The organism is Flavobacterium sp. (genome assembly GCF_041911335.1).
Classification (GTDB): domain Bacteria; phylum Bacteroidota; class Bacteroidia; order Flavobacteriales; family Flavobacteriaceae; genus Flavobacterium.
Genome location: NZ_JAYRPD010000010.1, coordinates 1 through 13,972, shown reverse-complemented (window position 1 = coordinate 13,972; position 13,972 = coordinate 1). Strand labels below are relative to the sequence as shown.

At 32.1% G+C, this 13,972-nt stretch carries 18 protein-coding genes and 1 rRNA gene; 12 read left to right on the top strand and 7 right to left on the bottom strand.

The window, feature by feature from the left end; genetic code table 11:
• Window positions 1-257: 257 nt before the first annotated feature.
• The 3 genes from ACE3PD_RS01225 to ACE3PD_RS01215 form a co-directional block, all read right to left on the bottom strand.
• The gene (locus ACE3PD_RS01225) at window positions 258-1,724 is read right to left on the bottom strand and encodes an aminoacyl-histidine dipeptidase (protein ID WP_374398759.1); all 1,467 of its coding nucleotides are present in this window, start codon (window positions 1,722-1,724) and stop codon (window positions 258-260) included.
• Between the two features lie 74 nt (window positions 1,725-1,798).
• A complete protein-coding gene (locus tag ACE3PD_RS01220; RefSeq protein WP_374398757.1) occupies window positions 1,799-2,092 on the bottom strand; it encodes a type II toxin-antitoxin system RelE/ParE family toxin in 294 nt (97 codons plus the stop codon).
• Window positions 2,089-2,301 (bottom strand): hypothetical protein, encoded by a 213-nt coding sequence (locus ACE3PD_RS01215; protein ID WP_374398755.1) that lies wholly within the window; start codon window positions 2,299-2,301, stop codon window positions 2,089-2,091. The genes ACE3PD_RS01220 and ACE3PD_RS01215 overlap by 4 nt, the downstream gene beginning before the upstream one ends.
• 84 nt (window positions 2,302-2,385) lie before the next feature.
• Between ACE3PD_RS01215 and ACE3PD_RS01210 the strand changes: the two genes are divergently transcribed.
• Window positions 2,386-3,450: a DUF3810 domain-containing protein gene (locus ACE3PD_RS01210; protein ID WP_374398753.1), complete on the top strand. Its 1,065-nt coding sequence runs from the start codon at window positions 2,386-2,388 to the stop codon at window positions 3,448-3,450.
• 52 nt (window positions 3,451-3,502) lie between these two features.
• Here the strand turns inward: ACE3PD_RS01210 and ACE3PD_RS01205 are convergent, their stop codons facing one another.
• Window positions 3,503-4,807 carry an NAD(P)/FAD-dependent oxidoreductase gene (locus tag ACE3PD_RS01205; RefSeq protein WP_374398751.1) on the bottom strand — a complete coding sequence of 435 codons (1,305 nt, stop codon included), beginning with the start codon at window positions 4,805-4,807 and terminating at the stop codon, window positions 3,503-3,505.
• A gap of 213 nt (window positions 4,808-5,020) precedes the next feature.
• Here ACE3PD_RS01205 and ACE3PD_RS01200 point away from each other — a divergent pair, with 213 nt between their 5' ends.
• Genes ACE3PD_RS01200 through ACE3PD_RS01190 form a run of 3 tightly spaced genes read left to right on the top strand, consistent with a single transcriptional unit; the run spans window position 5,021 to window position 6,989 of the window.
• Window positions 5,021-5,515 carry an RNA polymerase sigma factor gene (locus ACE3PD_RS01200; RefSeq protein ID WP_026726369.1) on the top strand — a complete coding sequence of 165 codons (495 nt, stop codon included), beginning with the start codon at window positions 5,021-5,023 and terminating at the stop codon, window positions 5,513-5,515.
• Between the two features lie 2 nt (window positions 5,516-5,517).
• Window positions 5,518-6,135 (top strand): hypothetical protein, encoded by a 618-nt coding sequence (locus tag ACE3PD_RS01195; RefSeq protein WP_374398748.1) that lies wholly within the window; start codon window positions 5,518-5,520, stop codon window positions 6,133-6,135.
• The gene (locus ACE3PD_RS01190; protein WP_374398746.1) at window positions 6,135-6,989 is read left to right on the top strand and encodes a TraB/GumN family protein; all 855 of its coding nucleotides are present in this window, start codon (window positions 6,135-6,137) and stop codon (window positions 6,987-6,989) included. Before ACE3PD_RS01195 ends, ACE3PD_RS01190 begins: the two co-directional genes overlap by 1 nt.
• Window positions 6,990-7,083: 94 nt before the next feature.
• On the opposite strand, the gene ACE3PD_RS01185 is transcribed toward ACE3PD_RS01190, so the two are convergent.
• Window positions 7,084-7,893, bottom strand: coding sequence for a lysophospholipid acyltransferase family protein (locus ACE3PD_RS01185; RefSeq protein WP_374398760.1), 810 nt, complete (start codon window positions 7,891-7,893; stop codon window positions 7,084-7,086).
• Between the two features lie 106 nt (window positions 7,894-7,999).
• Complete coding sequence (locus ACE3PD_RS01180; protein WP_374398745.1) at window positions 8,000-8,653, bottom strand: CoA pyrophosphatase; 654 nt, start codon at window positions 8,651-8,653, stop codon at window positions 8,000-8,002.
• Between the two features lie 70 nt (window positions 8,654-8,723).
• On the opposite strand from ACE3PD_RS01180, the gene ACE3PD_RS01175 reads away from it, so the two are divergent.
• From ACE3PD_RS01175 to ACE3PD_RS01140, 8 genes are all read left to right on the top strand, one after another.
• Complete coding sequence (locus ACE3PD_RS01175) at window positions 8,724-9,167, top strand: DUF4268 domain-containing protein (RefSeq protein ID WP_374398743.1); 444 nt, start codon at window positions 8,724-8,726, stop codon at window positions 9,165-9,167.
• A gap of 91 nt (window positions 9,168-9,258) precedes the next feature.
• Window positions 9,259-9,870: a Crp/Fnr family transcriptional regulator gene (locus ACE3PD_RS01170; protein ID WP_374398741.1), complete on the top strand. Its 612-nt coding sequence runs from the start codon at window positions 9,259-9,261 to the stop codon at window positions 9,868-9,870.
• 62 nt (window positions 9,871-9,932) lie between these two features.
• Complete coding sequence (locus ACE3PD_RS01165) at window positions 9,933-10,391, top strand: YHS domain-containing (seleno)protein (RefSeq protein ID WP_374398739.1); 459 nt, start codon at window positions 9,933-9,935, stop codon at window positions 10,389-10,391.
• Window positions 10,370-10,804: a DoxX family protein gene (locus ACE3PD_RS01160; protein WP_374398737.1), complete on the top strand. Its 435-nt coding sequence runs from the start codon at window positions 10,370-10,372 to the stop codon at window positions 10,802-10,804. The genes ACE3PD_RS01165 and ACE3PD_RS01160 overlap by 22 nt, the downstream gene beginning before the upstream one ends.
• The gene (gene msrB, locus ACE3PD_RS01155) at window positions 10,801-11,277 is read left to right on the top strand and encodes a peptide-methionine (R)-S-oxide reductase MsrB (protein ID WP_374398735.1); all 477 of its coding nucleotides are present in this window, start codon (window positions 10,801-10,803) and stop codon (window positions 11,275-11,277) included. Before ACE3PD_RS01160 ends, msrB begins: the two co-directional genes overlap by 4 nt.
• Window positions 11,278-11,281: 4 nt before the next feature.
• Entirely contained in the window at window positions 11,282-11,770 is a 489-nt protein-coding gene (locus tag ACE3PD_RS01150; protein WP_374398732.1) for a DinB family protein, read from the top strand.
• Entirely contained in the window at window positions 11,758-12,432 is a 675-nt protein-coding gene (locus ACE3PD_RS01145) for an NRDE family protein (RefSeq protein WP_374398730.1), read from the top strand. Before ACE3PD_RS01150 ends, ACE3PD_RS01145 begins: the two co-directional genes overlap by 13 nt.
• 1 nt (window position 12,433) lies before the next feature.
• Window positions 12,434-13,474 (top strand): D-alanine--D-alanine ligase, encoded by a 1,041-nt coding sequence (locus ACE3PD_RS01140; RefSeq protein WP_374398728.1) that lies wholly within the window; start codon window positions 12,434-12,436, stop codon window positions 13,472-13,474.
• Window positions 13,475-13,849: 375 nt separating this feature from the next.
• On the opposite strand, the gene rrf is transcribed toward ACE3PD_RS01140, so the two are convergent.
• A 5S ribosomal RNA gene (gene rrf, locus ACE3PD_RS01135) occupies window positions 13,850-13,959 on the bottom strand.
• Window positions 13,960-13,972 lie beyond the last annotated feature (13 nt).

The window sequence follows — 13,972 nt, the reverse complement described above, 5'->3', positions numbered from 1 at the left end:
GAGAAGATAAAATCTGAAAAGCTGTTTTTTTGCATGATACTAATTATCTGATTACCATATAAATATACGAATTTATTCACAAAAAAACAAATTTAATCTGTTGATTTTCAAGTAATTAAACCCTTAACTTAATGACATTGTGCGAGCGTCACGCTCGTGCACACAAAGCAAACTATAAAAATAGTCACGAGCAAGATGCTCGCGCCAACACAAAAAAATCCCGAGCTAACTCGGGATTTCATCTTTATGCTATATTCTTATTTCTTAACTGGAATATTCTCTAAAATTTCTAAAACAAACTTCCAGAATTTCTGAGACGATTTAATCGATGCTCTTTCATCTGGGCTGTGTGCTCCGTGAATGGTTGGTCCAAAAGAAATCATATCCATGTTTGGATAATTCGTTCCTAAAATACCACATTCTAATCCAGCGTGACAAGCCACAACATTTGGTTTAGAACCGTTTTGTTTTTCGTAAATAGAAGTCAATACATCTAATATTTCAGATTTTACATTTGGTGTCCAACCTGGGTAACTTCCTGTAAATTCTACTTCGCAACCAAACAATTCGTAAGCCGAACGCAACGCATTAGCTAAATCAAATTTAGAACTCTCCACAGACGAACGCGTTAAATTCTGAATCGAAATTTCGCCATCTTTTACGATTACTCTGGCAATATTATTTGATGTCTCTACTAAATCAGCCATATCAGCCGACATTCTGTAAACGCCGTTGTGTGCTGCATAAATCGCTCGTAACAAACCTTCTTGCACGCCTAAATCCATTACTTTCGCTGGAGTGGAATCGCTTTTAACAATCTCAATCGTTAAATTCGGTTCCATAGTTTTGAACTCTGCTTTGATTTCGTTGATGATTTCTTGCATATCAAAAACAAAAGCTTCGTCATAAATCGCTGCGATAATTACTTTAGCAACACTTTCTCTTGGAATCGCATTACGCAAACTTCCTCCAGAAATTTCAGAAATTTGTAAACCAAAATTCTCAAATCCGTCAAATAACAAACGGTTCATGATTTTGTTGGCATTTCCTAATCCTTTATGAATATCCATTCCCGAGTGACCGCCTTGTAAGCCTTTCACGGTAATGGTATAACCCACAGAACTCTCTGGCGTTTCTTCTTCGTTGTAGGTTCTAGTAGCGGTTACATCTACTCCACCCGCACATCCGATATCGATTTCATCGTCTTCTTCGGTATCTAAATTCAATAAAATTTCTCCATCCAGCATGCCGCCTTGTAAACCCATAGCTCCTGTCATTCCAGTCTCTTCGTCAATGGTGAACAACGCTTCGATTGCTGGATGCGGAATATCAGTACTTTCTAAAATCGCCATGATAGTTGCCACACCTAAACCATTATCAGCACCAAGCGTAGTTCCTTTCGCACGAACCCAATCGCCATCCACATACATTTCAATTCCTTGTGTATCGAAATCGAAATTCGTATCGTTATTTTTTTGGTGTACCATATCCAAATGCGATTGCATTACGATGGTTTTGCGATTTTCCATTCCAGGAGTCGCTGGTTTTTTGATAATTACATTCCCTACATGATCTTTCACAGTTGGCAATCCTAATTTTTGTCCGAATTCCATCATAAACGCAATTACACGCTCTTCTTTCTTAGACGGACGTGGCACGGCATTCAAATCGGCAAATTTGTTCCAAAGTGCTTTTGGCTCTAAATTTCTTATTTCTTGGCTCATTGTTTTGTTTCAGGTTTAAAGTTTCAAGTTTGTGTTAAATATTACACAGCACAAATATAGTCAGAGTTTTAAAATTATTTAGGATATTTAGTTGTATTCTGTGAAGTATTGAAAACGGATAAAACATAAATTGTTTTCTCTTTTTCATCAATGAAATAAAGAATAATGTAAGGAAAAATTTTAACGGGTAATCCGTGATAATCTTTGTAGCGAATTTGAAAAAAAGGATTTTTTGAAATTGACTCAATATATTCATCTACAATTTGAAAGAAATAAGCTCCTAAATCTTCTCTTCTAGATTCATAAAATTTAACCGCTTCTTGAATATCAGCAATTGCTCGAGGTTCAATTACAATTTTATAACTCATTTCTTAGTTTTCAAACGAATTTGCTTTTTCGCCTCTTCCCAAGGAACAAAATTTTCCTTTTTTGAGGTCGCTCTTCTTTCATCTAAAACTACTTTCATTTCTTCAGAAACATTGACGTCATTAATTACAGTTTCGTAATTAAATTTTTCAATCAATTTCATAAAGAAAGTCAATTCGTTATCTGGAATATTTAAAGTTATTTTTGTCATTATTCCTCATTTGGGTAACAAATTTACAAAAAAAGAAATGTGCGATTCTATATTATTAGTTAATTTTATAGCAAATATAAATGCGTGAAAAGAAAATTCATCCTTCCTTTATTCTTACTTATTCAAATCATCGTAGTGAAAACGATTGGTTTGTTTCCTGATTTTGTTGAAAATTGGTACAGCAAAGGTTTTTATCCGAAATTGGCTTTTGTGTCAAGAAAAGCATTAGGTTGGTTGCCGTTTTCGGTTGGCGATGTTACTTATTTCATTCTAATTTTACTTTTATTCCGATGGATTTGGAAACACCGTATCGGCTTTTTCAAAGAATGGAAAAATAACGGATTGGCTATATTGAGTTGGGTTTCGGTGTTTTATTTTTTCTTTCACATCCTTTGGGGAATGAACTATTATCGCATTCCGTTGCATGAAAAACTACAAATTGAAAAAGAATATTCGAAACAACAATTAGAAGCTTTCATTGAAAAAATGTTGGTAAAAACGAATGAATTGCAATTGCAAATCACTAAAAATGATTCGATTGCCGTTGTGATTCCGTATTCGCATGACGAAATTTATAATTTGGCATTGAAAGGCTATGAAAATATCCCAACCGATTTAAAAGAATTTAGTTACGAAGTAAAAAGTATTAAATCGTCGTTGTTCAGTTATCCTTTGAGTTATATGGGGTTTGGTGGGTATTTGAATCCGTTTACCAATGAAGCGCAAGTCAATTATTTGAAACCGAAATACACTTCACCATTAACCACATGCCACGAAATGGCGCATCAAACCGGAATTGGCAGCGAAAGCGAATGTAATTTCATCGGATTTGTAACGGCTGCTAAAAACGAGGATTTATATTTCCAATATTCGGCTTATAGTTTTGCGTTGCGCTATGCATTGCATAATTTAGAGATTATGCAAGAAGGTAGTTCGGAAGCTTACATAAAAAAAATCAACAAAGGTGTTTTGAAAAACTTTGAGGAAAACGAAATCTTTTGGAAGGAATACCAAACGCCAATCAATACTTTTTTTGAATACTTCTACGATAATTTCCTTAAAGCCAACCAACAAAAAGATGGTATGGAAGGCTATAGTAAGTTTGTAGGATTAGCGATTGGGTATGAAGAAGTGATAAGTAAAAAGTAAATAGTGATAAGCTTTTTACTAATTACTAATTACTTTTCACTTATCACTAAAATCAAACTTCATCACTCGTAAAACTAACTTGATTTCTCTTTTTATATGGACGCATAATCAATCGTGCTTCTCTATCAAAACGGACATAATTGTACACCCAATTTAAGAAAACAACTGCTTTATTTTTGAATCCGATTAATGAAAACAAATGCACAAACATCCAAACAAACCAAGCAAAAACACCGCTAAATTTGAATTTTGGTAAATCGACAACGGCTTTGTTTCTACCTATGGTTGCCATCGAGCCTTTGTCTTTATATTCGAAAGGTTTAGGTGTTTTTTTATTAATGATTCTAATCAAATTATCGGCTAATAATCTTCCTTGTTGCATTGCAGGTTGTGCCATCATAGGATGTCCTTGCGGGAATTTCTCTGAAGACATTACAGCAATATCGCCAATTGCAAATAAATGCTCATAACCTTCCACTTGATTGAATTGATTAACCTTGATACGGTTCACATTTTTGATAAAACTATCGGCTTTTAAACCATGAGGCAAAGCTCCTTGAACTCCAGCAGTCCAAATTACCGTTGCGGAATCAAAAGATAAATCAGAACTAGTGGTAACGGTTTTTCCATCGTAACCCGTTACACGAACGTTTTTCCAAACGCTTACTCCTAAATCTAATAGAAATTTTTCTGCTTTCTCCGAAGCATTCTCACTCATGGAATCTAAAACGCGATTACTTCCTTGAATTAGATTGATTTCCATTTTTCGAACATCTAAATCGGGATAATCTTTTGGAAGAATTGCTTTTTTCATTTCGGCTAAAGCGCCTGCAAGCTCTACTCCTGTTGGTCCACCACCTACTAAAACGAAGTTCATCAAACTATGACGTTCATCAATATCATTCGTAAGCAAAGCTTGTTCGAAATTCTCTAAAATTAAACTACGAATATTCAACGATTGCGGAATGGTTTTCATCGCCATGCTATTGCGTTCGATTTCTTTGTTCCCGAAATAATTGGTTTTCGAACCCGTTGCTATAACTAAATAATCGAACTTTAATTCGCCAATATCGGAGTAAATTGTATTGTTTTCTGCATCAATATCGCGAACTTCGGCCAATCGGAAATAAAAATCTTTATATTCTTGAACGATTTTCCTTATCGGATAAGCAATCGAATCGGGTTCTAAACCGCCCGTTGCCACTTGATACATTAAAGGTTGGAAATTATGGTAATTGTGTTTGTCTAATAAAACAACTTGAACGTTTTTATTGCGAAGTCTTTTCGCTAAAGAAATTCCTGCAAAACCACCACCAATGATGACGATTCTAGGAAAGCTACTACGAGGTATGTTCATCGTTTAAAATCTAATTTGTCAAAGGTAATAAATTTCAAGTTCAAGTATGAGCCTAAGACCAAAAGTGAATACACATTTAACTAAATTTTAATTTTTTAAATGAGTTTGATTTTTGAATTTGCTCCTGCATTTGATTTTTGAGTTTGTTCTTGTACTTAAACTTGATTTTTACTAAACTTGTAACATAATGATTCAAAAGATTACTTATCAAATATGAAATCAGAATCGGAAGCACTTTTCGTAAAGCAACTCAAAGAAAATCAGAATATAATCCACAAAATTTGTCGGTTATATACTACTGATGAGGACTCGCATAACGATTTGTTTCAGGAAATTACGATTCAGCTTTGGAAAGCGTTTCCCAACTTTAGAGGTGATTCCAAATTCACTACTTGGGCGTATCGCGTAGGATTAAATACCGCCATTACTTTATACCGAAAAAAGAAAAGAACTATCGACACAATTGAATTTGATAGCACTTTTCACAAAGTAACACAAGACGATTACAATTTTGAAGAAGAAGAAAAATTAAAGCTTTTGTACAGCGCTATTAGCGAATTGAATGACATTGAAAAAGCCTTAGTTTTCCTGTATTTAGAAGATAAAGATTACACCGAAATTTCAGAAACGTTGGGGATTAGTGAAGTGAATGCACGAGTAAAAATGAATCGTGTAAAAGGGAAATTAAAAAAAATATTAAATCCGTAAATATGGATGAATTAGAATTATTAAAAAAAGATTGGAAAAAACAAGAAAGTTCGTTCCAACAAATAGGTGAAAAAGAGATTTACGGAATGCTACATAAGCGTTCTTCTTCCATTGTGAAGTGGATTCTTATTATCAGTATTTTAGAATTCTTATTTTTAAGAGTTTTAGATGTTTCTATCTTTCTAGATGATGAATATTCAAAGAAAATGAAAGAGCATCATATTTATGATTTTGAGAAAATTATTGTAATATTCAATCTAGTAATTCTACTTGTATTTATTTATTATTTCTATAAGAACTTAAGAACAATAAATACTTCATCTTCGGTAAAAAAATTAATGCATGACATTATTAATACTCGTAAAATTGTCAAAATATATGTTTGGTACAACCTTATTTTAGTTGGAATTACTAGTGCGGTTGTAATTTACTCTCAATTTATGTATGATAAAGCTATCAATAAACTATATGACAAACATCAATTATTTTTTATTTTAGGAGGATTTATATTTGTTGTAGTTATATTATTTCTTTTCTGGTTATTTTATAAATTACTTTATGGTATATTAATGAGACGCCTTCAAAAAAACTATGACGAACTTAAAAAAATAGATTACTAATGAAAAAATACTTTTTATACATTTTAACATTAATAACAGGTTTATCATTTTCTCAAGAATTAGAAAAAAGTTTATTGTGGAAAATTTCAGGTAATGGATTAAAACAAGATTCCTATTTATATGGCACTATTCACATTACTTGTGATGCAACATTAGATGAAAACACATTAAAAGCACTAAAAGCAACAGAACAATTGTTTTTAGAACTTGATATGGATGACAAATCGATGCAAATGCAAATGATGAAATACATGATGATGAAAGATGGAGCAAAATTATCTACTTTATTAAAGGCAGAAGATTTTCAATTAGTAGATGAATTTTTAAAGAAAAACATCAACATGTCGGCTAAAATGTTTGATAGTTTCAAGCCTTTTATGATTACCACCATGTTATATCCAAAAATGCTAGATTGCCCATTTCAATCGGTTGAAAGTGAATTAATGAAAGTAACCAAAGAACAAAACGAAGAAGTATTTGGTTTAGAAACTGTAGAAGACCAAATGAAAGTTTTTGATAATATTCCGTATCAAACTCAAGCTGAAGAATTGCTTAAAACAGCAAAAGGCGACTTAACAAAAGATAAAGAAGAAATGCAAAAGATGATGGCAATCTATCAAAACAAAGACATCGAAGGCATGCTTAAAATGATGGACAATTCAGACAATAAAATTACTTCTGAAAACCAAGATGTTTTACTAAATAATCGTAACAAAAATTGGATTTCTAAAATGACTGAAGTTATGATGCAAAAACCAACATTCTTTGGAGTTGGCGCTGGTCATTTAGCAGGCGAAGAAGGCGTTATAAAACTTCTTAGAAAAAAAGGTTTCAAAGTAGAAGCAGTTAAATAAAAATAACCTTGTCAAGCTGAACTTGTTTCAGCTTCTATGCCAATATCAAATTATTAGTTAGATTCTGAAACAAGTTCAGAATGACAAAATAAAATTAATATCTCCATTTTCTTTCTATATCTAATTTGGCTTGTTCCTCAAGCACTTCTGCTGGAATTACCTTTAATAAAGAAGGATGCTGTTCTATAGCAAATTCGATTTTTTCCACCAAACTTTCCACCGTTTCCGTATCATAATCAATTTCTAATGGTGGTTTAATTTCCATGCTTTGAAGAATTCCTTTCTTTTTAATAAACAATCCTTTTCTATCAAAAGAACGTCTAAAACCATCAATAACAATTGGAACTACAATAGGTCTATGTTGTAAAATAATATGTGCTGTTCCTTTTCTTACAGGTTTAAAAGAACGTGTTGTTCCTTGAGGAAAAGTAATAACCCAACCGTCTTCTAAAGCAATTTTAATGTTTTCTGTATCGTTTGGATTAACTTCTTTTTTCTCTGTTACATCCTTTCCTTTTGCTCGCCAAGTTCTTTCTACAGTGATAGCTCCCGCATAAGCTAAAATTCTAGGCAATAAACCTTCTTGCATGGTTTCTTTTGCTGCAACGTAATACAAGTTTAGTTTCGGATTCCATAAATAACCAACATTCTTAATGTTATCTTCTCTACCTTTTAGTGACGCATTGAAAACATGAAACATAGCAACAACGTCAGCAAAATAAGTTTGATGATTTGAAATGAATAAAACATTAGTATCTGGTAAACTTCTTATGATTTCAGATCCATCAATATTCAAGCGATTAAACCCACGATAACGCTTATGAGTAAGCCCACCCGCGATTCTAATTAACCATTTCTTTAAAAACAATATATGTCCGAAAGGATTTCTCTTAAATAATCCCATAATTTTCATTTTTTTTACAAAACAAGAACGCAAAAGTAGTAAAATAGGTGACTTTTGAAAGAAAAAAAACTTAAAATCAATAATTTATAAATTCGTTTTTAAGCCACTATAAAGTACAACTGTTCAATACTGTTTTTATCGTTTCTTTCAACTCGCTCATCATCATAGCAGTAGCTCCCCAAACTACATATTTATCCACCATAAATGCAGGCACCTCAATATCAGTAGCATACGAAGTTGTCATTCTAACTTTAGTAATTGTATTATCGTCTAAAAAATCATTAATTGAAAATTCTAAAACTCGTTTTACTTCATCTAAATCAGGAATAAACGTTAATTCTTCGTGCGAAATTCCCATAAATGGAGCTACCAAAAAATTACTTGGTGGAATATAAATTTCGCTGAAAGGTTTGATGATTTGAATTTTTTCTGGATGAATCCCAACTTCTTCATGAGTTTCTCTGAGCGCTGTTTCCTCTAAATCGGCATCGTATTCTTCTACTTTTCCTCCTGGAAAACCTATTTGAGAAGAATGAACTCCTGGATACGAATTCCGAACAATTAAAGCCAAATACGTTACTTCATTTTTAGGATAAAACAACATTAAAACCGCTGCCTTTCTAGGATTTTTATCCCTGTAATTTTCCTCATTTAAATAAGAAATACGCTCTAACGGTGCCATTTTTGCATGGGCATCTGTAGAAAGAAGGGTTTCTTTTTCTATCTTTGGAATGTATTTTATAAAATCATTAAAAAGCATACTATTTTCAATTTAGCAACCTTAAAGGTAGCTATTTTTTTCAAACAAAATAAATTTCTAATTCAATAATATGTTCAGTAAAGAAGAAGCACTACAAATAAAAAAAGATTTTTGGATAGCCTTTGCAGAAGAATACCCACGTAAGTGGCTGTTATACAATACCAAAATTAAAGATGTAACCTTCAAATTTTATGTTGACAATAAAAAAGCACAAGTTTTACTCGATATAGAACCAAAAGACGAAGAAAAACGTAAAATATATTATGAGAAAGTAGAATCACTTAAAACTATCCTTTTAGAAGACTATTTAGACGATGTTATTTTTGAACGTAATTTTTATTTAGAAACAGGAAAAGTAATCAGCCGAATTTGGGTAGAAAAAACAGGAATAAGTATCAATAACAAAAACACTTGGCCTGAAATTTTTGACTTCTTTGCCGAAAAAATGGATGCTTTTGAGCGCTTTTTCTATGAGAATGAAGACTATATTAAAGATTTAGAAATCAATACTTAATTTTATGAGTTCTCATTTAAAATATTGGTTTCTTCACGACCATAAGCTTTTTAGAAGCCTTAGTTTTTCTGAGGTAAATGCACTTTGCATCATGAAAAAATTTCAGAAATCAAAAAAATCTGAAATCATAGAATTGCCTTACAGTGTAAAAGATAGAATTTTCTTCTTGAAAAAAGGAGTTTTAAAATTAATTCGAATTACTGAAGATGGAGAAGAAGTTCTTCAAGATATCATTCAAAAAGGGGATTTGTTTGGAGAAATTGGCTTTGAAAATAACAGTAGTGCATCTGAATTTATGAAAGTGGTTTCAGAAGAAGCAATACTTTGTATGTTTTATAGAGATCGATTAGAAGAAATTATGCTTCAAAAACCTGATTTTGCTATAACTTACATCAAATTCATAGGATTTCAATTCACAAAAATCAAAAACAGTTATAAAAATATCTTATTCAAAGATGCCAAAACAAGACTGATTTTACTTTTCATTACTTTAATTGAAAGTGAAAAAATAAACAATGGCCAGTTCATTATTCCTAAATATCTAACCCAAAAAGATATGGCGCAATTGATTTGCACCACTAGACAAACCGTAATTTCACTTCTACATGAATTGCAAAAAGAACAATTGGTTTCTAATATAGATAACAACATGATTATCAACGACGTTGAGAAACTTAAAAAATTAGTAGAAAATGTAAAATAGTTTACATTTTGTCATTTTAGTCGATGTTACCTTTGTAAGGTAAAATTTAAATAACGATTAAAATGAAACCAATACAAATCTTACTTACTTTACTTTTTTGTAATTTAATTTTCTCTCAAAATTCAACTTTAGAGGTTAAGCATCTAAATATTGAAGAAGGAATTGCTCTTTCTGGCTATGATCCTGTTTCATACTTTGTATCAAATGAACCTAAACTTGGTGATAAAAAATTAAGTGTAAAACATCAAGGAGTCATCTATCATTTTTCATCACAAAAAAACAAAGACACCTTTTTAAAATCTCCCACCTCTTACTTACCTCAATATGGTGGTTGGTGTGCTTTTGCAATGGGAGATTATGGTGAAAAAGTCGAAGTGAATCCTAAAACTTTTAAAATTTTAGATGGAAAATTGTACTTATTTTATAATTCTTTATTGAACAACACCCTCAAAAGTTGGAATAAAAACGAAAAAAAATTAAAAGCTCAGGCCGATAAAAATTGGAAAATAATAACCAAATAATTCCTATTATTATGAACAAAATAATGTCGTTATCCTTTATAATAAGGATTGTTATTAGTACAATATATCTACAAACATTATATTTCAAGTTTACAGGACATCCGGACTCAGTATATATCTTTTCTGAATTAGGTTTAGAACCATACGGAAGAATTGGTGTTGGGGTAATTGAACTTATAATATCCATTTTATTATTAATAAATAAAACCAAACTATTAAGTATTATCGTATCTTTAGGTATTATCACTGGAGCAATAGCGTCACACCTTCTAGTTATAGGAATAACAATTAAAGAAGACCATGGAGGCTTATTTTCTTTAGCAATAATTATTTTTATCTTAAATATTGTTTTAATATATTTACATAAAACAGATTTTTCTAAAATTTTAAAAAATAAAATTTACATACAATGAAAAAACTACTTTTTTTATTATTAATTGTTTCATTTCAGTCCTGCCAATCACAAAACAAAGAACCTAAAACTATGAATTCAAATTCCAAAAAAACCGAAGCGCAATGGAAAGCTGAGCTTACTCCAGAGCAATATGAAGTTTTAAGAAACAAAGGAACCGAAAGAGCCTTTACGGGAGAATATTGGGATCATTTTGAAAAAGGAAAATACGTTTGTGCTGCATGTGGTAATGACTTATTTACTTCTGATACAAAATTTGATTCACACTGTGGATGGCCTTCATTTGATAAAGCCATAAAAGGTTCTGTAGTCTTCAAACAAGATTTGAGCTATGGAATGGTTAGAACGGAAGTCTTATGTGCAAAATGTGATGGCCATTTAGGTCATATTTTTGATGATGGACCAAAAGAAACCACTGGTCAACGTTATTGTATGAATTCTGTTTCTATCAAATTTGTTCCTGAAACTAAGTAAGAATATGCTAGTCAAAATTGTAAAGCTAAACTTAACTGAAAATATCAATATTCTTCAGCAATTAACAAATGAAGAAATGATTTTGCCGTTTCCTGAATTGGGCAACGCTACAATTGGCGAACACATGCGTCATATCATTGAACTTTTAGGTTCGCTATTAGATAATTATGATAGTGGTTATATCAATTACGATAAAAGAAAACGCGACATCATCCTTCAATCCGATACCAAAGAAGCGATTAAAATCTTAGAAAAATATCGTTTTGAGATTGATAAACCTAATAAGACATTATATTTAGTAAATAATTGTTTCAGCGATACAGAAACGCTTGAAACCAACTATTTCAGAGAATTACTTTACAATTTAGAACATAGCATTCATCACCAAGCGTTAATAAAAGTAGGGTTGTATCGCTTGCCGCACATTAAAATTTCAGATTCTTTTGGAATTGCACCATCAACTCTTGAATACCGAAAACAATGTGCACAGTAACGTATATTCCCACTAAAGAAGGCTGCATCATTACTTCCAATCGTGATGAAAAAATCACGCGTGAGAGAGCTATTTCACCAAAAGAATATCAAATTGATGGGAAAAAGATAATATTACCTAAAGACCCAAAAGCAGGCGGAACTTGGATAGCACATAGCGAAACTAAAATTGTCGTTCTACTCAACGGAGCGCAAGAAAAACACATTCCTAAATCCAATTATCGAAAAAGTAGAGGTTTAGTTGTTTTGGAATTAATAAGCGTAGAAAATTCGCTACAATACTGGCAATCATTAGATTTAACTGATATCGAACCCTTTACCATTGTAATATTTGAAAACAATAAATTAATGCAATTGCAATGGAACGAAGTTGAAAAAAGTGAAGAAGAAAAAGATGAAAACCAATTTCATATTTGGTCTTCCTCTACCCTATATTCCAAAGAAATTCGGGAACAAAGAAAAATCTGGTTTGCCAATTTTATAAAAGAAAAGAAGAATCCATCATCAAATGAAATCTTGCATTTTCATCAATTCACAGAATCTAAGAACAAAGAATATGGACTCCAAATCAATCGCAATGACACTTTAAAAACCATTAGCATCACGCAATGCCAAGTAACACAAGATAATATTGAAATGCGCTATTTGGATTTATTTGAATAAAATGACAAAACTAAATCTCTTTCTACATAAACTAATTCATTGGGAATATTGGCCGTATCAAGTGGTTTATTTTCCAGTGTACTTTCAATATTTATTTTATGCAGCAAGAACACGTTCGTTTTTTTATTTCAATGCGTCCAATCCAACAATTAAAAATGGAGGCTTTTTCATGGAATCAAAAAAAGAAATTTACGATTTAATTCCATCTGAATATTATCCCAAAACCCTTTTGATTGAGCCTACTGAAACATTAGAAGCTATTCAAGAGAAAATAAAAGAAGCGGCTATCGAATTCCCATTAATTGCAAAACCCGATATCGGTTTAAGAGGAACAGCCGTTAAAAAAATTCACAATAAACAAGAATTAGCAGCCTATTTTTCTAAAGCGAATTTCAATGTATTAATTCAAAGTTTGATTCCTTATGAGAATGAAATCGGACTTTTCTATGTAAAATTGCCTAACCAACCAGGTAAAATCACCGGTATAGTAGCAAAAGAATTCATGATTTTAACAGGAAACGGGAAAAACACGATTCGCGAATTATTACATGAAGACAAACGCTATCTATTACAATTAGAAGTACTTGAAGAAGAATACAAAGACAAATTAAACACTATTTTGAGCGAAGGAGAAACCATTAATTTAGTACCTTATGGAAATCATTGTCGCGGAACCAAATTCGTTGATGCTAGTCACGAAATTACTCCTGAGATGATTGAAAGTTTCAACATTATTTGTAGTCAAATCAATGGTTTTCATTTCGGAAGAATGGACATTATGTACCATTCTTATGAAGATTTAGCACAAGGAAAAAACTTCCAAATCGTAGAAATCAACGGTGCCATCAGCGAGCCCACACACATGTACGACCCAAAACACAGTTTATGGTTCGGTTGGAAAGAACTTACACGTCATTTCCATTACATGTATTTAATCAGTAAAAACAACCATAAAAATGGTGCAAAATACCTAACTTTTAAAGAAGGTGTACAAGAATTCAAAAATCACCACAAACATTACGATACTATTTTAGAGTTTTAGGGCGTTCCCACAAGGGTCGGGCTATCCGCACTCGCTTTACTTAAAATTTTGAATAATTTTAAGTAAGAGCTCAAACAAATGCTGCACACGAGCTTGCGACTGACGGAGTAATCTCTAACGCGGAATTAGTTTTCAGTTGAGATTCATACTTTTCCCAGTCCCGTAGTGATGTTATATTGCTAACAAAACACACATTAAGAAAATTCTAAAGCTGGCTTTAGCCGAACGCTCATGAACATACGCTAAAAGTTCTATCATATAAAGTGTAAAACAAAAAAACCACCCTCATGATGTGGTTTTTTATATTTAAAGTCCCTTTGGGACTGCATATAGGTAACAAAAAACCCCTCATCGATAGATGAAGGGTTTTCAAAAGAAAGGCGGCGACATACTCTCCCACATAACTGCAGTACCATCTGCGCAGTCGGGCTTAACTTCTCTGTTCGGAATGGGAAGAGGTGAGCCCCGACGCAATAACCACCTTAAGAGGTTAAATTG